General features: G+C 65.2%; 16 protein-coding genes and 1 other RNA gene. 7 read left to right on the forward strand and 10 right to left on the reverse strand.

The annotated features are described in order from the left end of the window. The first annotated feature begins 169 nt into the window (after positions 1 to 169). From dapC to RBR52_RS00980, 7 genes are all read left to right on the forward strand, one after another. The gene (gene dapC, locus RBR52_RS00950) at positions 170 to 1,381 is read left to right on the forward strand and encodes a succinyldiaminopimelate transaminase (RefSeq protein ID WP_320375301.1); all 1,212 of its coding nucleotides are present in this window, start codon (positions 170 to 172) and stop codon (positions 1,379 to 1,381) included. Then, positions 1,378 to 2,199, forward strand: a complete 822-nt coding sequence (dapD, locus tag RBR52_RS00955) for a 2,3,4,5-tetrahydropyridine-2,6-dicarboxylate N-succinyltransferase (protein ID WP_320375302.1) — start codon at positions 1,378 to 1,380, stop codon at positions 2,197 to 2,199. Before dapC ends, dapD begins: the two co-directional genes overlap by 4 nt. Before the next feature lie 50 nt (positions 2,200 to 2,249). Beyond that, positions 2,250 to 3,401 (forward strand): PilT/PilU family type 4a pilus ATPase, encoded by a 1,152-nt coding sequence (locus RBR52_RS00960; RefSeq protein WP_320375303.1) that lies wholly within the window; start codon positions 2,250 to 2,252, stop codon positions 3,399 to 3,401. A 30-nt stretch (positions 3,402 to 3,431) separates the two neighbouring features. Then, complete coding sequence (dapE, locus tag RBR52_RS00965) at positions 3,432 to 4,580, forward strand: succinyl-diaminopimelate desuccinylase (protein ID WP_320375304.1); 1,149 nt, start codon at positions 3,432 to 3,434, stop codon at positions 4,578 to 4,580. After that, a complete protein-coding gene (prmB, locus tag RBR52_RS00970) occupies positions 4,577 to 5,512 on the forward strand; it encodes a 50S ribosomal protein L3 N(5)-glutamine methyltransferase (protein ID WP_320375305.1) in 936 nt (311 codons plus the stop codon). The genes dapE and prmB overlap by 4 nt, the downstream gene beginning before the upstream one ends. Next, complete coding sequence (locus tag RBR52_RS00975) at positions 5,509 to 7,458, forward strand: ABC-F family ATP-binding cassette domain-containing protein (protein WP_320375306.1); 1,950 nt, start codon at positions 5,509 to 5,511, stop codon at positions 7,456 to 7,458. Before prmB ends, RBR52_RS00975 begins: the two co-directional genes overlap by 4 nt. 120 nt (positions 7,459 to 7,578) lie before the next feature. Continuing rightward, positions 7,579 to 7,971: a DUF6858 family protein gene (locus RBR52_RS00980; protein ID WP_320375307.1), complete on the forward strand. Its 393-nt coding sequence runs from the start codon at positions 7,579 to 7,581 to the stop codon at positions 7,969 to 7,971. Positions 7,972 to 8,050: 79 nt separating this feature from the next. Here RBR52_RS00980 and RBR52_RS00985 read toward each other — a convergent pair whose 3' ends face one another. The 10 genes from RBR52_RS00985 to RBR52_RS01030 all read right to left on the reverse strand — a co-directional run bounded on the left by RBR52_RS00985 (position 8,051) and on the right by RBR52_RS01030 (position 17,937). Further along, a complete protein-coding gene (locus RBR52_RS00985) occupies positions 8,051 to 9,403 on the reverse strand; it encodes an MATE family efflux transporter (protein WP_320375308.1) in 1,353 nt (450 codons plus the stop codon). A gap of 7 nt (positions 9,404 to 9,410) precedes the next feature. Continuing rightward, positions 9,411 to 11,114 carry a hypothetical protein gene (locus RBR52_RS00990; RefSeq protein WP_320375309.1) on the reverse strand — a complete coding sequence of 568 codons (1,704 nt, stop codon included), beginning with the start codon at positions 11,112 to 11,114 and terminating at the stop codon, positions 9,411 to 9,413. Between the two features lie 163 nt (positions 11,115 to 11,277). After that, positions 11,278 to 11,538: a type B 50S ribosomal protein L31 gene (locus tag RBR52_RS00995; protein WP_320375310.1), complete on the reverse strand. Its 261-nt coding sequence runs from the start codon at positions 11,536 to 11,538 to the stop codon at positions 11,278 to 11,280. 111 nt (positions 11,539 to 11,649) lie between these two features. Next, complete coding sequence (gene rho / locus RBR52_RS01000; protein ID WP_320375311.1) at positions 11,650 to 12,912, reverse strand: transcription termination factor Rho; 1,263 nt, start codon at positions 12,910 to 12,912, stop codon at positions 11,650 to 11,652. A gap of 252 nt (positions 12,913 to 13,164) precedes the next feature. Continuing rightward, positions 13,165 to 13,494 (reverse strand): thioredoxin TrxA, encoded by a 330-nt coding sequence (gene trxA / locus RBR52_RS01005; protein WP_320375312.1) that lies wholly within the window; start codon positions 13,492 to 13,494, stop codon positions 13,165 to 13,167. Between the two features lie 152 nt (positions 13,495 to 13,646). After that, positions 13,647 to 13,745: signal recognition particle sRNA small type (gene ffs / locus RBR52_RS01010), an RNA gene on the reverse strand. Positions 13,746 to 13,809: 64 nt separating this feature from the next. Continuing rightward, positions 13,810 to 14,865 (reverse strand): bifunctional UDP-4-keto-pentose/UDP-xylose synthase, encoded by a 1,056-nt coding sequence (locus tag RBR52_RS01015; RefSeq protein ID WP_320375313.1) that lies wholly within the window; start codon positions 14,863 to 14,865, stop codon positions 13,810 to 13,812. Beyond that, positions 14,862 to 15,788: a formyltransferase gene (locus RBR52_RS01020; protein WP_320375314.1), complete on the reverse strand. Its 927-nt coding sequence runs from the start codon at positions 15,786 to 15,788 to the stop codon at positions 14,862 to 14,864. The genes RBR52_RS01015 and RBR52_RS01020 overlap by 4 nt, the downstream gene beginning before the upstream one ends. Continuing rightward, complete coding sequence (locus tag RBR52_RS01025) at positions 15,785 to 16,798, reverse strand: glycosyltransferase (RefSeq protein WP_320375315.1); 1,014 nt, start codon at positions 16,796 to 16,798, stop codon at positions 15,785 to 15,787. Before RBR52_RS01025 ends, RBR52_RS01020 begins: the two co-directional genes overlap by 4 nt. Next, positions 16,795 to 17,937 (reverse strand): DegT/DnrJ/EryC1/StrS family aminotransferase, encoded by a 1,143-nt coding sequence (locus tag RBR52_RS01030; RefSeq protein WP_413818277.1) that lies wholly within the window; start codon positions 17,935 to 17,937, stop codon positions 16,795 to 16,797. The genes RBR52_RS01025 and RBR52_RS01030 overlap by 4 nt, the downstream gene beginning before the upstream one ends. Positions 17,938 to 17,941 lie beyond the last annotated feature (4 nt).

The following is a 17,941-nucleotide window of genomic DNA, read 5'->3' on the forward strand; positions in this document are numbered from 1 at the left end:
GTCGAAAACAGGGCCTTTGGCTTGGTAACGCCATTCCAGGTGCTGTGATGACAGCGAATCCGCTGGCCGGGCTGAAAATTTGCGTGACACCGCTGGGTTCGCGCCTGCGCCGGGCTCCATAGAATGGAGCGCTCTTTGCCGCCACGCCCCACCCGTCCCTGCGCCTGCCGTGAACCCCCGCCTCGATCTGCTTCAGCCCTATCCCTTTGAAAAACTGCGCCTATTGCACCAGGGCGTGACTCCGCCCGTGCGGTGGTCGGCGATCAGCCTGGGGATCGGTGAGCCCAGACATCCCACACCACGGTTCATTCGGGACGCGCTCGCACAGCATCTCGACGGACTGGCGGTCTATCCCGCCACGGTCGGCACGGTGGAACTGCGCGAGGCTTGCGCGCAATGGGCGGGGCGCCGCTACGGCGTGAGCCTGAACCCGCAGAGCCAGGTGCTGCCGGTCAACGGGTCGCGCGAGGCGCTGTTCGCCATCGCGCAGACCGTGGTGGATGCGAGCCGGGCCGGGGCCACGGTGGTCTGCCCCAATCCGTTCTATCAAATCTACGAGGGCGCGACGCTGCTTGCGGGGGCGCAGCCGTATTTCGCCGCCGTGGACCCGCAGCGCCATTTCGCCGTCGATTGGGCGGCCGTGCCCGAGGCCGTGTGGCAGCGCACCCAGCTCGTGTACGTTTGCTCGCCGGGAAACCCGACCGGCGCGGTGATGCCGCTTGCGGAGTGGAAGCTGTTGTTCGAACTCTCCGACCGCCACGGCTTTGTCATCGCCAGCGACGAGTGCTATTCGGAAATCTGGTTCGGCGCGGGGCCGCCTCTGGGTGGGCTGGAAGCGGCCTGGCAACTGGGGCGGACGGATTTTCGCAAGCTGCTGTTCTTCACCTCGCTGTCCAAGCGTTCGAATGTGCCGGGCCTGCGCTCGGGCTTTGTCGCCGGCGATGCCGAGCTGATCGCCGCCTTCACCCGCTATCGCACTTATCACGGCAGCGCGATGGGGCCGGCGGTGCAGGCCGCGAGCGTCGCTGCCTGGAACGACGAGGCGCATGTCGAGCACAACCGCACGCTGTACCGCGAGAAATTCGCCGCGGTGCTGCCCCTGCTGCAGCCGGTCATGGACGTGCAATTGCCCGATGCCGGGTTCTACCTCTGGGCGGCCACGCCGGGAGACGATGCACAGTTCTCCCGCGGTCTGCTCGAAAAATACAATGTCACCGTTTTGCCCGGCAGCTATCTGGCGCGCGAGCAGGGAGGCGTCAATCCGGGGCGCGGACGCATTCGCATGGCCCTGGTCGCGCCGCTGGACGAATGCGTCGAAGCCGCCCGCCGCATTGCCGCGTATTGTTCCGAACCGATCCACTCACCAAGACCCTCACCATGACGCAACAACTGCAGACCCTCATCGACCAGGCCTGGGAAAACCGCACCGAATACAGCCCGGCCAGCGCGCCGGCCGAATTGCGCGAGGCCGTGGGCCATGTGATCGACCAGATCAACATCGGCAAGCTGCGCGTGGCCGAGCGGGTGGGCGGCGAGTGGGTGACGCATCAATGGCTGAAAAAGGCGGTGCTGCTGAGTTTCCGCCTGCATGACAACGTGGCCATGCAGGCGGGCGATCTGCACTTCTTCGACAAGGTGCAGACCAAGTTTCACAACCTCGACGAAGCCCAGATGCGCGCCACCGGGGTGCGGGTGGTGCCGCCGGCAGTGGCCAGGCATGGGTGTTACATCGCGCCCAATGTGGTGCTGATGCCGTCTTATGTGAACATCGGCGCCTATGTGGACGAGGGCACGATGGTCGATACCTGGGCGACCGTGGGCTCGTGCGCGCAGATCGGCAGGAACGTGCATCTCTCCGGCGGCGTCGGCATAGGCGGGGTGCTGGAGCCGATCCAGGCCAATCCGACCATCATCGGCGACAACTGCTTCATCGGCGCGCGCTCCGAGGTGGTGGAGGGCGTGATCGTCGAGGACAACTGCGTCATTTCGATGGGGGTCTACATCGGAAAATCGACCAAGATCTACGACCGCGCCACCGGCGAGGTGAGCTATGGCCGCATTCCCGAGGGTTCGGTAGTGGTCAGCGGCAGCCTGCCGAGCAGCGACGGCAAATACAGCCTGTACTGCGCGGTGATCGTCAAGCGGGTGGACGCGCAGACGCGCTCCAAGACCAGCATCAACGAACTGCTGCGGGACTGAAAGCCGTCGCACCGCATCAAGATCACGGTCACCAACACCAAGGGGGAGTCATGTCGGCAATGGAGCGTTTGTTCAAGCTGATGGCGGAAAAAAAGGCTTCGGACCTCTATATCAGTCCACATGCCCCCATCCTCATCCGCATCAATGGCCACGCGGTGGCGGTGAACCGGCAGGTGCTCACCCCCGACGAGCCCTACCGTCTATTGATCGAAGCCGTGGGGCACGAACGGGCGGCCGAAGTCACGCGAACCGGCGAGCTCAATATGGGCCTGCCGCGACAGGGTCTGGGCAGTTTTCGCATCAGCGCGTTTCGCCAGCGCGGCAGTGTGGCGATGGTGGTGCGCTTCATTCCGCAGGACATCCCGCCGCTGGAATCGCTGAACCTGCCGGGCGTGCTGGCCGATCTGGTGATGGAAAAGCACGGCCTGCTGCTCATGGTGGGCGCCACCGGCGCGGGCAAGAGCACCACGCTGGCGGCGATGATCGACTATCGCAATGCCAACAAGACCGGCCACATTCTCACGCTGGAAGAACCCATCGAATACCTGTTCACCAATCGCAAGTCGATCGTCAACCAGCGCGAGGTGGGCATCGATACCGAGTCGCTGGCGATCGGCCTGAAAAACGCGCTGCGCCAGGCGCCCGACTGCATCATGATCGGCGAGATCCGCGATCAGGCAACGATGAGCGCGGCGCTGCAATACGCCCTGTCGGGTCATCTCTGTCTGACGACGCTGCACGCCAACAACAGCTATCAGGCGCTCAACCGCATCGTCGGCTTCTATCCCATGGACCAACGCGCCGCGCTGTTCAACGACATGGCCTCCGGCCTTCGGGGGATCGTCTCGCAGCGGCTGCTGCGCGCCAGCGCAGGCGGGCTGACGCCCGCAGTGGAAATCATGCTCAACACCCAGCTCGTGCGCGAGTTGATCGAAAAGGGCGATTTCTCCGGCGTGAAAGAGGCGATGGAAAAGTCGATGGCCGAAGGCTCGCAGACCTTCGAGCAGGCGCTGGCCACCATGGTGATGGACGGCGTGGTCAGTCGTGAGGAAGCGCTGGTCTACGCCGATTCGCCGACCAATCTGCTCTGGCGTCTGGAAAACGACGCCACCCTGCGCAGGCAGGCCGCGCCCGCCGAGGCGATCGAAGACGATACGCCCTCCTTCACTGAAATCACCCTCGACCTGGACTCGCCGCGCTGAAGGCCAGGCCGGGCGCTGCCCATTTGCCGCATGTCTCCCACACTCACCCTGGTCCACGACCTGATTTCCCGCCCCTCCGTCACCCCGCACGACGGGGGCTGCCAGCAAGTGCTGCGCGAGCGCCTGGAGGCGCTGGGCTTTGTCTGCGAAACGGTGGAAAGCGGCCCGGCCGAATTCCGCGTGACCAATCTCTGGGCGCTGCGTCCCGGTTCGCAGCCCGATGCCGCGGTGCTCGTGTTTGCCGGCCACACCGACGTCGTGCCCACCGGACCGCTGGATCAATGGCAGAGCCCGCCGTTCACCCCGACGGTGCGCGACGGCAGGCTGTATGGCCGCGGTGCCGCCGATATGAAAACCTCGCTGGCGGCCATGGTGGTCGCGGTGGAGGAGTTTCTGGCACGGCATCCAAAGCCACGGCAGGCCATCGCCTTCCTGCTCACCAGCGACGAGGAAGGCCCGGCGCGCGACGGCACGGTCAGGGTGTGCGAGCTGCTGGCGGCGCGCGGCCAGCGCCTGGACTGGTGCATCGTGGGCGAGCCCACGTCGACTGCGAAGCTGGGCGATACGATCAAGAATGGGCGGCGTGGTTCGTTCTCCGGTCGGCTCACGGTGCGCGGTGTGCAGGGGCATATCGCCTATCCGCATCTGGCGAAAAACCCCATTCACCTCGCCGCGCCCGCCTTGGCCGAGCTGGCGGCGATCCGCTGGGATGAGGGCAACGCCTTTTTTCCGCCGACCTCCTGGCAGATGTCCAACATCCACGCCGGCACCGGGGCGACCAATGTCATTCCGGGCGAACTGGTGGTGGATTTCAACTTCCGCTTTTCCACCGAGTCCACGCCCGATCAGCTCAAAAAGCAGGTGCATGCCGTGCTCGACCGCCATGCGCTCGACTACACCCTCGACTGGACCCTGGGCGGCGAGCCTTTCCTCACCGCGCCCGGCGCGCTATCCGAAGCGCTGCAGGCGGCCATCCGCGCCGAGACGGGTCTGCAGGCCGAGCTGTCCACCAGCGGGGGCACGTCCGATGGCCGTTTCATCGCCCGGATCTGCCCGCAGGTCGTCGAATTCGGACCGGTGAACGCCAGCATCCACCAAATCGACGAATGGGTCGAGGTGGACGCGATCGAACCGCTCAAGAACATCTACCGCCGCACCCTCGAGGCCTTGGTGGCATGACGCCGCAGGAGGAGTCGGGGGCGATTTCGGTTCCCCCCACATTGGGTGCTGCCTGGGGCAAGGCGGTTCGGGCTTGGCGTGCCGCCGATCTCGACTACGGACACGGTTGCGCCAGCGCCGAAGACGAGGCTGCCTGGCTGGTGTTGCACGTCGCAGGTTTGCCCGCGACCGAAGCAGAGCATTGGGAAGCGCACGCCGATCATCCCTTGACCGTGCAGCAGGCGCAGCAGATCGAGGAAGTGACCGCGCAACGCATCGCCACCCGGCAGCCCTTGGCTTATTTGCTCGGCGAGGCGTGGCTTGCGGGGCTGCGCTTTGTGGTGGACCCGCGCGTCATCGTGCCGCGTTCGTTCATCGCCGAGCTGCTCGCAGAAGGCGCGCTCGATCCCTGGCTGACCGAGCCGCCGTGCCGCGTGCTCGACATGTGCACCGGCTCGGGTTGTCTGGCCATCCTGGCCGCGCTGACCTGGGAGGATGCGCAGGTGGACGCCGTCGATCTCTCTGCAGGCGCGCTGGCTGTCGCCGCGATCAACCGCGAGAACTACGCGCTTGAACAACGCCTGCGCCTGATTGCCTCCGATCTCTGGGATGCGCTCGCTGCCGACGCCGCGCACACCTACGACCTGATCCTGTGCAACCCACCCTATGTGCCCACGGCCAGCATGCAGACCCTGCCCGAGGAATACCGCCACGAGCCGGAGATGGCGCTGGCGGGCGGGGCGGACGGCATGGAACTGGTGCGGCGCTTTCTGCACGATGCGCCTGCGCACCTTTCAGCGCACGGCGTCGTGGTGCTGGAGGTCGGCAACGAGCGTGCGGCCTTCGAGTCGGCGTTCCCGTCGCTGCCCGCGATCTGGCTGGAGACCGAACTGCATGCCGAAGCCGTCTGCGTGCTGCTGGCGAACGATTTGCGCAAAGCCTTCGTCGCATGATTCGGCTGACCGACATCGTCTTGCGCCGCGGCATCCAGGTGGTGCTCGACCGGGCCAGCCTGACCCTGCACCCCGGCGACAAGGTTGGTCTGGTCGGCGTGAACGGGGCCGGGAAATCGTCCTTGTTCGCCCTCTTGCTCGGCGGTCTGCACGAAGACGCGGGCAAGCTGGAAAAGCCGGCGAATTGGCGTCTGGCCACCGTGGCGCAAGACGTGCCCGATTCCGACGGCACCGCGACCGATTTCGTGCTGCAAGGCGATGGGGCGCTGCAAGTCGCGCAGCAGGCGCTGCAGGCCGCCATGCAGGCGCCAGAACACGACGAGGCCGCAGGACATGCCCTGGCCGAAGCGCAGCATGCCTTCGAGCTGGCGGGCGGCTACACCGCCCGCGCCCGCGCCGAAGCCTTGCTGCTCGGCCTGGGTTTCAGCATGGCCGAGCTGCACAAGCCGGTGAGTCAGTTCTCCGGCGGCTGGCGCATGCGGCTGGCGCTGGCGCAGGCGCTGTTTGCGCCCAGCGACTGTCTGCTGCTAGACGAGCCGACCAATCACCTCGACCTCGACGCCCTGGTCTGGCTGGAGCAATGGCTTGCACGCTATCCCGGCCTGCTGCTGGTCATCTCCCACGACCGCGAATTTCTCGACGCGGTGTGCCGCGTCACCGTGCATCTCGACGGCGGCAAGCTCACCCGCTACGGCGGCAATTACAGCCTGTTCGAAGAGCAGCGCGCCGAGAAACTCCTGCAGCAGCAGGCGGCGTTTGCCCGCCAGCAGCAGGACATCGCGCGGCTGACGCGCTTCGTCGAGCGCTTCCGCGCCAAGGCGACCAAGGCGCGTCAGGCGCAGAGCCGCATGAAGGCGCTGGAGCGCATGGAGCGGCTGGCGCCGGTCTATCTGAGCGGGGGGTTGCGCATCGAGCTGCTGCAGCCGCTGAGCCTGCCGCAGCAGTTGCTCACTCTGAGCGAGGCCGATTGCGGCTACGGCGATCCGCCGGTATTGCGCTCGGTGGCGCGCGAGATCACCGGCGGCCAGCGCATCGGCATACTCGGCGCGAACGGGCAGGGCAAGTCCACGCTGGTGAAAACGCTGGCCGGGGTGCTGCCCTTGCGGGCGGGGCATCGCCGGGAAGGCAAGGGGCTGGTGATCGGCTACTTCGCGCAGCAGGAAGTGGACGTGCTGCGCCTGGACGAAACGCCGCTGCAGCACATGCAGCGTCTGGCGCGCGACATCGCCCCCGGCACGACGGAGCAGGACTGGCGCAACTGGTTGGGCCGCTACCAGTTCGACGGTGACATGATGACCCGCGCCTGCGGCAGCTTTTCCGGTGGCGAGAAGGCGCGGCTGGCGCTGGCGCTGGTGATCTGGCGCAAGCCCAATCTGTTGCTGCTCGACGAGCCGACCAACCACCTCGACCTGCCCACCCGCGAGGCGCTCGCCGTGGCGCTGCAGGATTTCGCCGGCACGGTGCTGCTGGTGTCGCACGACCGCGCCCTGCTGCGCGCCACCTGCGACGCCTTCTGGCTGGTGGCCGACGGCCAGGTGCAAGATTTCGACGGCAGCCTCGACGACTATCAGCAGTGGGCCCTTTCACGCACCGCGCAGCGGCAGAGCGCGCCGCAAGACAAGCCGCAGCCATCCAGAGCGGTTGAAGAACCCTTGCCCGCAGTCGTCGATCGCAAGCAAGCCCGCCGCCAGCAGGCCGAGCAGCGGCAGCAGCGCGAACAGCAACTCAAGCCGGTCAAGGCCGAATTCACGCGCGTCGAACATGAGCTGCATCAACTCGAAGCCGAGCGCAGCGCCATCGAGGCGGCGCTGGCGCGTCCCGACACGCCAGGCACCGAGCGAGTGGATCTGGGCAGGCGGCATCATGCCGTGGCCGAGCGCATCGGCGCACTGGAAGAGCGCTGGCTCGAACTGGGCGAACGACTGGAGGCGCTGCAGTCGGCATGAATCCGCGCATCGCCGCGAAATTTGATCCATGCCGATATGCAGACGTATCTATCCGAGTAAATTACTCAACCGTTTACTCACCTCAACCGCGCCACAATGGCGCGCAACCCCGGAGCCCCCATGAAACAAACCCTGCTGCAGGAAAAATACCCCGTTTACGTCGCCGAAGTGTCCAAGGCGGAAACCAGCTACACCACGGTCGATGAAGTCGTGGCCTACTTCAAGGAAAAAATCGCGGCCAACCCCAAGGTGAAATTCATCGCCGTGTTCGACCATTTGGAGCACACCCAGAACATCGGCGGCACCATTGCGCCGGAGATCAAGGCCGCTGCTGAGGTGATTTTCTGCTTCGGCATTTCTCTGCCCAACCCCATGGTGCTGGCCGTGCGTCCCCGTTCCATCGGCATTGCCGACATGGGCGACAAGTTCGTCGTCAGCTTCCTGGAAGCGCCGATGGCCCCGGCCAACGAAGCCATGGAAGCCTGGACCAAGGGTCTGCATACCAAAGACTGAAACCGGCTTTGGTCGTTTCGGCCTGGCCAACACACCGCGCAACTGCGAAGTTCGCGGTGTTTTTTTGTGCGCCGAAAAACTACCCCGGAGCCCTGCGGGCCACGCGCCAGAGCAGCACGGCAAAGCAGCTTGCGGCGATGGCCAGTCCCGTCGTGTTGCCCATCCAGAATCCCGCTGCGCCCTGCAGCGCGCGCGGGGTGATGCCCAGGGTGTTGAATCCCAGCAGATAACCGCCGCCGAGTCCCACGCCCCAGAGCGACAGCGCGTACAGAATGCTGGGCAGCAGGGCGATATGGTAGGAGCGCAGGATGAAGGCGCTGGTGGATTGCACGGCGTCGAACACCTGATAGAGCGCGATGAACAGGAACAGGTGATCGGCCACGGCCTGCACCTTCGGGTCGGCCGTGTACCAGCCGATGATCGTCCCGCGCTGCAGCCAGACGATCAGGCCGATGACGATGGAGAGCAGCGCGGCAACGCCGACGCCGCTCCAGGCCGTGTGCCGGGCGGCTCGGGTGTGGCCGGCGCCCAGTTGCTGCGCGACCACCGAGCCGGTGGCGATGGAGATCGACAGCGGCAGCATGTAGAGCACCGTGGCCAGGCTGGCGGTGATCTGGTGGGCGGCGAGCACGGTGTTGCCCAGCCGGGCGATGAACAAGGCCATGAAGGTGAAAGCCGATACCTCGACCAGCAGGCTCAGACCGATCGGTGCGCCCAGACGCAGCAAATGGGCCTGCGCCTTCCAGTCCGGCCAGTCCCAGCGCGAAAGCGCGGCGTAGGGCCGCAGCGCAGGGCTGTAACGGTGCTGCAGCAGCGCCACGGCGAGCAGCGCATATTGCGTGAGCACAGTGGCGGCAGCGCAGCCCTGCGCCCCCAGCGGCGTCATGCCATGCAGTCCGAATTTCTCAGGCAGCAGAAACACGGCATTGAGCAACAGCTTGAGGCCCAGTCCCGCGATCTGCAGAGTGGCGGTCAGCAAGGGGCGCGAGATGGCCTGGCTGAGCGCCGCGTGCACCCGAAAGGCAAGCGCTGCCGGCAGGCCCAGGGCGAGAATCGCCAGATAGCGATCGACCGTGGCATCGCGCGCCTGGCCGGTCAAGGCCAGCAGCGGTTGCGGCCAGAGCAGGATGCCGATGACCAGGAGGCAAAGCCCCGCCGCGAGCCACAGCCCCTGACGAAAACCGGTCCCCACGGCGTCGGGCTGGCCCGCGCCGAAGCCGCGGCCCAAGGTGGGTAAGAGCGATTGCGTCACGCCGGATAGCGAGACGAACATCGTGATGTAAATCGCCTGCCCGATGGACAGAGCGGCCAGGCTGGCCGTGGAGGCAAAGTGCCCCAGCATCACGGTATCGGCCACGCCGAAGCCGATGACGGCAAGCTGGCCGATGAGCACACTCGCCGCCAGACGCAACAGATGGCGCAGAGGGGGCATGGGGCGCTCAGGGCGCGAGACGTTGATACAGAGAGAGCATGCCGCCGCGATCCCCGGGGCGGCCGCCACGCCAGATCAGACGCCACTGCGACGCAGGCTGCGGTGCACGTGCGCCCAGCGCGTAGGGGCATGGCGCCGTGCGCGAGGCCGAGAAATCGAGCCGGCTCCAGTAGCCGATCAGCGCCTGCGTGGTCAGATCGATTCCTTCGGGCTGCAGGCAGGGCGTGCCGACCTGCATCGACAGCGCGCTGGCGCTGTGCACCGCATGCGCGACCTCGCGCCCCACGTTGCGGTAAGTGCTCGCGTAGTTCAGCACCGGCATCCACAAGCTGCCCACCAGCACCCAGGCCAGGGTGACGCCGCTGGCTGACAACACCATGCCCTTCCACAAGGGGTGGCGATGACGGCCGGTGCGCCAGAGCACCACCGCACCCCAGGCCAGCGTGGCCAGCAGCGAGAGCGTCAGGGCGACGGGATCGAGGGTGAATTGAAAGCCCGGCGCCAGTCGCGCAATATTGGCCGCAGGCTTGGGCGGCCAGCCGATGAACAGGGCCAGCCACATGACCCAGACCAGCAGGGCCAGCAGGCTGTAGAACAGCACGGCGAACCAGTCGATCGCCGCCAGACCCGCGCGGCGCAAGACCGGCAGCGCGAATCCCGCCAGAATGGCCAGGGGGGGCAGGGCCAGCAGAAAAACCTTGTCGTTGTTGCCCTGCGCCAGTGCACTCAGCAAGGCCAGGGCAGCAATCGCCCACGCGGGCCGCAGATGCCAGGCCTGCAGCGATTCCCGCCAGCGCCACAAGCCCCAGGCGGCCAGCGGCCAGGCCGGCCAGGTGAACCACAGACCGATGCGAAAGAAATTGCCCAGCGTGTCCAGATCGGGCCACCCGCCCTGCAGCGACCACCCCATTTGTCCTTCGGCCCACAGCCCCGAAAGCACGCCGATGGCCAGCGTCAGCAGGAGCGCTCCATTGATAGGCCTCCCTTTGCCCCGGCGCAAGCTGTCCCGGAGCACGAGGCCGAGAGTGAAGCTCAGCAGCAGGGCAAACCAGCCCGCTGCCGTCAGCGCCAGGCTGAGTAAACCCGCGGCGATCAGGCTCGCCGATTTCCAGGGTTTGCGTGGCAGCAGCGACACCCCCAGCAAGACGCCGCTCACCGCGGCGAGTTGTACGACCTGCGTCGAAGCCTCGTGGCCGCGCCCGAGCAGGCCCAGCGTGGCCAGCAAGGTCAGCAGCACGCCATCGGCGATGGCGCGGGCATAGTCTGTCGGGGAGATGGGCGGACCAAACGCGGGCCGCACCGGTTGGGCGTCGTCGTGGCGGGCGAAGTGGAAGGCGGCGTACCACGTCAGCCCCATGCTGGCGGCCAGCGCCAACATGAAGGGAAGACGCGATGCCAGCACCGGCCCGAGCCAGTCGCCGAAGGCCCGTATCGATCCCGCCCCCAGCCAGTGCGCCAGCCAGCCGCCCGTGATCGTCTGCCCGTACAAGGTGGGATGAAACCAGGACGTGAGACCCTGCGCCATCTGCCACATCACCGCAAAACTCAGTCCATCAGTGCGCCAGGGGTCGCGCCCGATGAATCCGGGAAGCAGGTAGGCCGCGCACAGGAGCAGAAGCAGTGGCCGCGGCAGCTTGCCTACGGCGCCCGGCTGCAGCGCCGGGCGCGCCGGCGGTCTGCGGGTCTGTCCGTCGGAGAACGGCGAGCTCATGGCGAGGCGATGGCGAATGAGGGAGATGGATCAGCGGGAAACGACAACGGGCAGCCAGGCTGCCCGTTGAGGGATGCGGGGTTGGGAAAAACCCCGTCGCACGAAAAACGCGAGAAGGAAAAGCGAGGAAAAGCGGAAAAAAGCGAAGAACTCGCTGAGCGCCTTAAGCCTTGCCCGTCGCCTTGGCGAATTTCTGGCGGAACTTCTCGACGCGGCCGCCCAGGGTATCCACGCTCTTTTGCTGGCCGGTGTAGAAGGGGTGCGACTCCGCGCTGGTTTCGACCTTGTACAGGGGCACTTCACGGCCATCGTCGAGCTTGATGGTTTCGCGGGTCTGCGCTGTGGAAGAGATGAGGATCTTCGAACCCGTGGACAGGTCGAGGAAGCAGACTTCACGGTATTCGGGGTGGATTCCTGATTTCATGGGGGTTCCTTGGTAACGATCGTGACGATCAAACGCTAGCCGCCAACCCTGTGGGCGCTGTCCAGGGCCGGTACTTGGCAAAACGGGCAATTATTGCAGATTTCCGCAGGATCAACCGCCGCGACGCATCAGATCGAAGAATTCGGCGTTGTTCTTGGTCTGCTTCATCTTGTCGAGCAGGAATTCCATGGCCTGGATTTCGTCCATGGGATAGAGCAGCTTGCGCAGAATCCAGGCCTTTTGCAGGATTTCCGGCTTGAGCAGCAGTTCCTCGCGGCGCGTACCCGAGCGGTTGATGAGGATGGCCGGATACACGCGCTTTTCCGACAGGCGGCGATCCAGGTGGATTTCCATATTGCCGGTGCCCTTGAATTCTTCGTAGATCACCTCGTCCATGCGGCTGCCGGTATCGACCAGCGCAGTGCCGATGATGGTGAGCGATCCGCCCTCTTCGATATTGCGTGCGGCGCCGAAAAAGCGCTTGGGCCGTTGCAGCGCATTGGCGTCGACGCCGCCGGTGAGGATCTTGCCCGAGGTCGGCACCACGGTGTTGTAGGCGCGCGCCAGCCGGGTGATGGAATCGAGCAGGATGACCACGTCCTTTTTCAGCTCGACCAGGCGTTTGGCCTTTTCGATCACCATTTCGGCCACCTGCACATGCCGCACAGCCGGCTCGTCGAAGGTGGAGCTGACCACCTCGCCGCGCACCGAGCGCTGCATTTCGGTCACTTCTTCCGGGCGCTCGTCGATCAGCAGCACGATGAGCACGACTTCGGGATGGTTGGCGGTGATGGCGTGAGCGATCGACTGCAGCATCACCGTCTTGCCGCTCTTGGGCGGGGCGACGAGCAGGCCGCGCTGTCCCTTGCCGATGGGCGCGATGATGTCGATCACGCGGCCGATGATGTTTTCCTCGCCCTTGATGTCGCGTTCCAACCGCATGTGTTCGGTGGGGAACAGCGGCGTGAGGTTCTCGAACATGATCTTGTTCTTGTTTTCCTCGGGCGTGACGCCGTTGACGCGATCGACCTTCACCAGGGCGAAATAGCGCTCGCCGTCCTTGGGCACGCGCACCTCGCCCTCGATGGAATCGCCGGTGTGCAGGTTGAAGCGGCGGATCTGGCTGGGCGAGATGTAGATGTCGTCGGGCGAGGCCATATAGCTCGACTCGGGCGCGCGCAAAAAGCCGAAGCCGTCGGGCAGGACCTCCAGACAGCCATCGCCGAAGACCTGCTCGCCGTTGCGGGCCACGCGCTTGAGGATGGCGAACATCAGCTCCTGTTTGCGCAGGCGGCTGGCGTTTTCAATCTCGAGCGACTGCGCCATTTCAAGCAGCTTGGAGACGTGCGTCGCTTTGAGTTCGGAAAGATGCATGGTGAAAACTCGGGAAGGGGGAGGCTGCAAATGGGGCGCTGCAAAGGGGACGCCGCAAATGGGACGCTTCAAAGGGCCCATCGTCGGATGGTGCGTGCGTCAGTGCGGCACGCGCGAGCAGCAAAGAATCGTGAGGGAATGGGGCCGTGGCTGAGTGGCCACGGCGATTGAGCTGCCAGGGTAGCGGCTCAAGTCAAGTGTTGCGCGGTCTGAAGTATGAGAGAACCGAACCGCGCAACGAATTGCGTTGGATTATAGGTGGGCGTCGACGAAAGCCGTCAATTGGGATTTGGAGGCGGCACCTACCTTGTTGCCGGCCAGCTCGCCGTTCTTGAACAGCAGCAGGGTGGGGATGCCGCGAATGCCGAACTTGGCGGGGATGCTGCGGTTCTCGTCCACATTGACTTTCATGATGGCGAGCTTGCCCTGGTATTCGCTGGCCATCTCATCGAGGGTAGGCGCGATCATGCGGCAGGGTCCGCACCACTCGGCCCAGAAGTCCACGAGAACGGGAACGCTGGACTTCAGCACGTCTTGCTCGAAATCGGCGTCATTGGTGTGTTTGATCAGTTCGCTAGCCATGGTCACCTCGATGGAAAGATTTGATGGGAATTTTGACACAGTTGCCGTTATGGCGCCGATCGTACCGGATGGGTACGCAATCCGGGACGATGTATTGGGCGTTGCCGATGAACGAGTGCGCATCAGACGCAGCGGGCAGGCAAGGATGTTGGGGTGACGAGCCGTTCCCCCGGCACTCTCGGTAAACGGCTGTGGCTGCTTCGTTCCCGACCTGACCAGGTTCACCGCGCCGCGATGCGGGGCGGCCCGTCGCTGAGCATTGTAAGGGCAATCGCACCGGCGTACTGCGGTCTGCAGGCGGGCTGCCGAGTCGATTCAATTGCCCGCTTCTTCCATCAACGCCCGCGCCTGGGCGATCTGGCCGCGGTAGGCGTCGAAAATCTTGCGCAGCGCGGTCTGCATGTCGGTCTTGGGCGCCCAGTCGAGGTCACGCATGGTGTTGGCGATCTTGGGCACGCGGTTTTGCACGTCCTGGTACCCCGTACCGTAATACGCGCCCGAGCTGGTTTCCACCAGCTTCACGTTCTTGGCCGGTTCGGCGTATTCGGGCATGTCGTCGGCGAGTCGCAGCATCATGTCGGCGAGTTCGCGCACCGAATGGTTGTTGGCCGGATTGCCGATGTTGTAAATCTGGCCGCTGGCCACGCCGTTCCTGTTTTCGATGATTTTCATCAGCGCGTCGATGCCGTCGTCGATGTCGGTAAAGGCGCGTTTCTGGTGGCCGCCATCGACCAGGCTGATGGTTTCGCCGCGCACGATATGGCCCAGGAACTGGGTGACGACACGCGAGCTGCCTTCCTTGGCGGAAAAGATATTGTCCAGCCCGGCGCCGATCCAGTTGAATGGACGAAACAGGGTGTAGTTCAGCCCCTCCTGCTGGCCGTAGGCGGCGATGACCCGGTCCATCAACTGCTTGGAGCAGGCGTAGATCCACCGCGGCTTGTTGATCGGGCCGTAGATCAGCGGCGAGCTCTCCGGGTCGAATTCGGCGTCGCTACTCATGCCGTACACCTCGGAGGTGGACGGGAACACCAGATGCTTCTTGTGCTTGACCGCCGCGCGCACGATGGGCAGATTGGCCTCGAAGTCGAGCTCGAACACCCGCAGCGGGGCCTTGACGTAAGTGGCGGGCGTGGCGATGGCCACCAGCGGCAGGATCACGTCGCACTTGCGCACGTGGTATTCGATCCACTCCTTGTTGATGGTGATGTCGCCTTCGAAGAATTTGAAGCGCTTGTTGGCGCTGAGGTCTTCGACGCGGTCGGCGTTCATGTCCATGCCGTACACCTGCCAGTCGGTGGTGGCGAGAATGCGCATGGAGAGATGATGGCCGATGAAGCCGTTGACGCCTAGGATGAGGACTTTTTTCATGGTTGTGTAACGAGTTCCGAAATTTGCCGGGGGCTCAGGGCAACGCCGGGCTGGTCAGCGTCCCAGAGTTCGAGAATGTGGATCGCGCCGCCGTCTCCGGCGCGGCCCAGGAGTTGCCCATCTATGAGATGCAGACCGATGGCGCTTTTATCCGCGATTCGAGCGGCGAGCACTACAGACGCGATGCGCGCGCGTGCCACGATGAAACGGCGACCGCAGTGATCGAAAAAGGCGCCGGGGTAGGGCGGAGCCACGGCGCGGATGAGGTTGTAAACCGTTTGCGCCGGATGGGCCCAGTCGATGCGACCGTCCTCGGGTTTGCGGCCGCCGAAATAGCTCCCGGCGGACAGATCGTTGGGCTGGCGCGGAACCTCGCCGCGCAGCAGTTGCGGCAGCACCCTCCACAGCGCGATCTCGGCGGCGACGCTGACCTTGTCGAAAACGTCCTTGGCGGTGTCGTCGGGCAGGATGGGCACCGCCTGTTGCGCGACGATGTCGCCCGCATCGGGCTTGGCTTGCATGACGTGCAGGGTGGCGCCGGTTTCGGTCTCGCCGTGCAGCACGGCCCAGTTCACCGGCACGCGCCCGCGATACTTGGGCAGCAGCGAGCCGTGCATATTGAGCGCGGCGATGCGCGCGGCGGCGAGCAACCGTGCGGGCAGCATGCGGCGAAAGTAGAAAGAGAACAGATAGTCGGGCGCAGCAGCAACGACGCGGTCGATCAGGGCCTCGTCGACCGCCTCGTCCACATAGGCCACGGAAATGCCGGCCTCGTCAGCGACATCGGCCACCCGGTCGAACCACAGGGTTTCGCTCGGGCTGTCGGGGTGGGTGACGACCAGTTGCACCTGCATGCCCCGGGCGAGCAGCGTCTTGAGGCAGCGCACGCCGACGTTGTGATAGGCGAAGACGACGGCATTCACGATTGCTGCGCGGGGGTTTGCGCTGCGGCGGGAGCGGTGTGCGGCACGAACACGCCGGGCTCGGACGGCATATCCTGCAACACCGCCTGCACGAGGTAGCGCGGACGGCCGCGCACCTGCTCGTAGATGCGGCCGATGTATTCCCCCAGCAGCCCGATGCTGAACAGCACCACGCCGAGCAGGAAAAAAGTGATGGCGAACAGCGTGAACACCCCCTGCACCTGCGCGCCTTCGACAAAGCGCTGCACCATGAGGTAGAGGAACAGCGCGCCCGAAGCCAGCGACAGCACAATGCCCGAGTACGACATGAGCTGCAGCGGCACCAGAGAGAACCCGGTGACCAGATCGAAGTTCAGCCGGATGAGCTTGAACAGCGAATACTTGGACTGCCCAGCCTGACGTTCTTCGTGCGCCACCTCGATTTCGGTGGGTTTGAGCGCGAAGGTGTAGGCTAGCGCGGGCACGAAGGTGTTGGACTCGGTGCAGCGGTTGACGGTATCGACCACGTCGCGGCCATAGGCGCGCAGCATGCAGCCTTGGTCGGTCATGCGCACGCTGGTGATTTTTTCGCGCACCCAGTTCATCGCCCGGCTGGCATAGCGGCGAAACCGGCTGTCCTGCCGCATGCGGCGGATGGTGCCGACATAGTCGTAACCCTCGCGCATCTTGGCGACGAGCTTGCCGATTTCCTCGGGCGGGTTCTGCAGGTCGGCATCGAGGGTGACGACGATGGGCGCGCGCGCGTGCTCGAAGCCGGCGAGGATGGCCATGTGCTGGCCGTAGTTGCCGTTGAACAGCACCACGCGGGTGACATCCGGGCGCAGGCGCTGCTGCGCGGCCAGCAGCGCGGCGGAGCGGTCGCGGCTGCCGTCGTTGACGAACAGGATCTCGTAGGGTTCGTTCAGGGCATCGAGCGCGGGGTAGAGGCGGGCGAACAGCGCAGCGAGACCAGCCTCTTCGTTGTAAACGGGAACGACCACCGAAACGGCGGGGTGAGGATGCAGCGTCATAGACCGAATTGTCGCAGCACCGCATCGAGCGCGGCGGCCACCCGCGTCACGTCGCTGTCGCGCATACTGGGAAAGAGTGGCAGGGTGAGGATGGATGCGCCCACGGTTTCTGCGTGAGGGAAGTCGCCGGGTTTGAGGCCGCGCTGGCGGTACAGGCTGAACAGGTGGATGGGCGGGTAGTGCACCCCGGTGATGATGCCGCGATCCTTGAGCGCCTGCATCAGTGCGGCGCGCTGCACCTGCGGCGGTGGCACGATCTGGAACATATGCCAGTTGCTCTGAATGAAGTCGCGCGGCGGCAGTTGCACCCCGCGCGCGACCAGCCCGATGGCGTCGAATGCGGTGAAATAGGCTTGCGCCAGGACGCGGCGGCGGGCGTTGAATTCGTCGACCCGTTGCAACTGCCCCCAGCCCACGCGCGCGGCCACATCGGTGAGGTTGGACTTGCCGCCCACCACATCGACGTCCATGCCGTCCAGACCGCTGCGCTGCACGCCCTGCAGACGCAGGCGGCGGGCGAGGTCGACGTCGGCACCTTCAGGCAGCACCAGACAGCCGCCCTCGATGGAGGTGATGTTTTTGTTGGGGTGGAAGCTGAACGAGGCGAAGTCGCCGAAGCTGCCGATGAGCCGCCCTTGCCACAGACTGCCGATGGCCTGCGCCGCATCTTCGATGACGCGCAGACGATGACGGGCGGCGAGGGCGTGGATCGCATCCAGATCGGCGGGCAGGCCGGCCAGATGGACGGGCAGGATGGCCCGCGTGCGCGGGGTGATGGCCGCCTCGATGCGACCCGCATCGATATTGCGGGTGACGGGGTCGATGTCGACGAAAACCGGCGTCGCGCCGACCGTCAGGATGACGTTGCTCGTCGCCACCCAGGACAGCGGCGTGGTGATGACCTCGTCGCCCGGGCCGATGCCCAGCAGCTTGAGCGCGACCTCCATCGTGACCGTCCCGGAGGAATAGGCGAGCACCCGACGCCCGCCGAAGTATTCCGACAGCGCCTGCTCGAACTTCGCGCACCACGGCCCGGTGGTGATCCAGCCCGAGCGCAGCACTTCGGCGACGCCCGCGATGGTGTCTTCGTCGATGTCGGGGCGGGTGAAGGGAAGAATGTCTTGAGAATTCATGTGGATGCGA

The sequence above is a fragment of the Thiomonas sp. genome, assembly GCF_034007205.1.
In the GTDB taxonomy this organism is placed as follows: Bacteria; Pseudomonadota; Gammaproteobacteria; order Burkholderiales; family Burkholderiaceae_C; genus Thiomonas.

Excerpts from the sequence above, each read along its gene's own strand:
- RBR52_RS00990 (WP_320375309.1), bottom strand. The coding sequence starts at position 11,114 with ATGAGCTCGCCGTTCTCCGACGGACAGACCCGCAGACCGCCGGCGCGC.
- dapE (WP_320375304.1), top strand. The coding sequence starts at position 3,432 with ATGTCTCCCACACTCACCCTGGTCCACGACCTGATTTCCCGCCCCTCC.
- rho (WP_320375311.1), bottom strand. The coding sequence starts at position 12,912 with ATGCATCTTTCCGAACTCAAAGCGACGCACGTCTCCAAGCTGCTTGAA.
- RBR52_RS00960 (WP_320375303.1), top strand. The coding sequence starts at position 2,250 with ATGTCGGCAATGGAGCGTTTGTTCAAGCTGATGGCGGAAAAAAAGGCT.
- RBR52_RS00975 (WP_320375306.1), top strand. The coding sequence starts at position 5,509 with ATGATTCGGCTGACCGACATCGTCTTGCGCCGCGGCATCCAGGTGGTG.
- RBR52_RS00995 (WP_320375310.1), bottom strand. The coding sequence starts at position 11,538 with ATGAAATCAGGAATCCACCCCGAATACCGTGAAGTCTGCTTCCTCGAC.
- prmB (WP_320375305.1), top strand. The coding sequence starts at position 4,577 with ATGACGCCGCAGGAGGAGTCGGGGGCGATTTCGGTTCCCCCCACATTG.
- RBR52_RS00985 (WP_320375308.1), bottom strand. The coding sequence starts at position 9,403 with ATGCCCCCTCTGCGCCATCTGTTGCGTCTGGCGGCGAGTGTGCTCATC.
- RBR52_RS01025 (WP_320375315.1), bottom strand. The coding sequence starts at position 16,798 with ATGACGCTGCATCCTCACCCCGCCGTTTCGGTGGTCGTTCCCGTTTAC.
- RBR52_RS01015 (WP_320375313.1), bottom strand. The coding sequence starts at position 14,865 with ATGAAAAAAGTCCTCATCCTAGGCGTCAACGGCTTCATCGGCCATCAT.
- trxA (WP_320375312.1), bottom strand. The coding sequence starts at position 13,494 with ATGGCTAGCGAACTGATCAAACACACCAATGACGCCGATTTCGAGCAA.
- dapD (WP_320375302.1), top strand. The coding sequence starts at position 1,378 with ATGACGCAACAACTGCAGACCCTCATCGACCAGGCCTGGGAAAACCGC.
- RBR52_RS00980 (WP_320375307.1), top strand. The coding sequence starts at position 7,579 with ATGAAACAAACCCTGCTGCAGGAAAAATACCCCGTTTACGTCGCCGAA.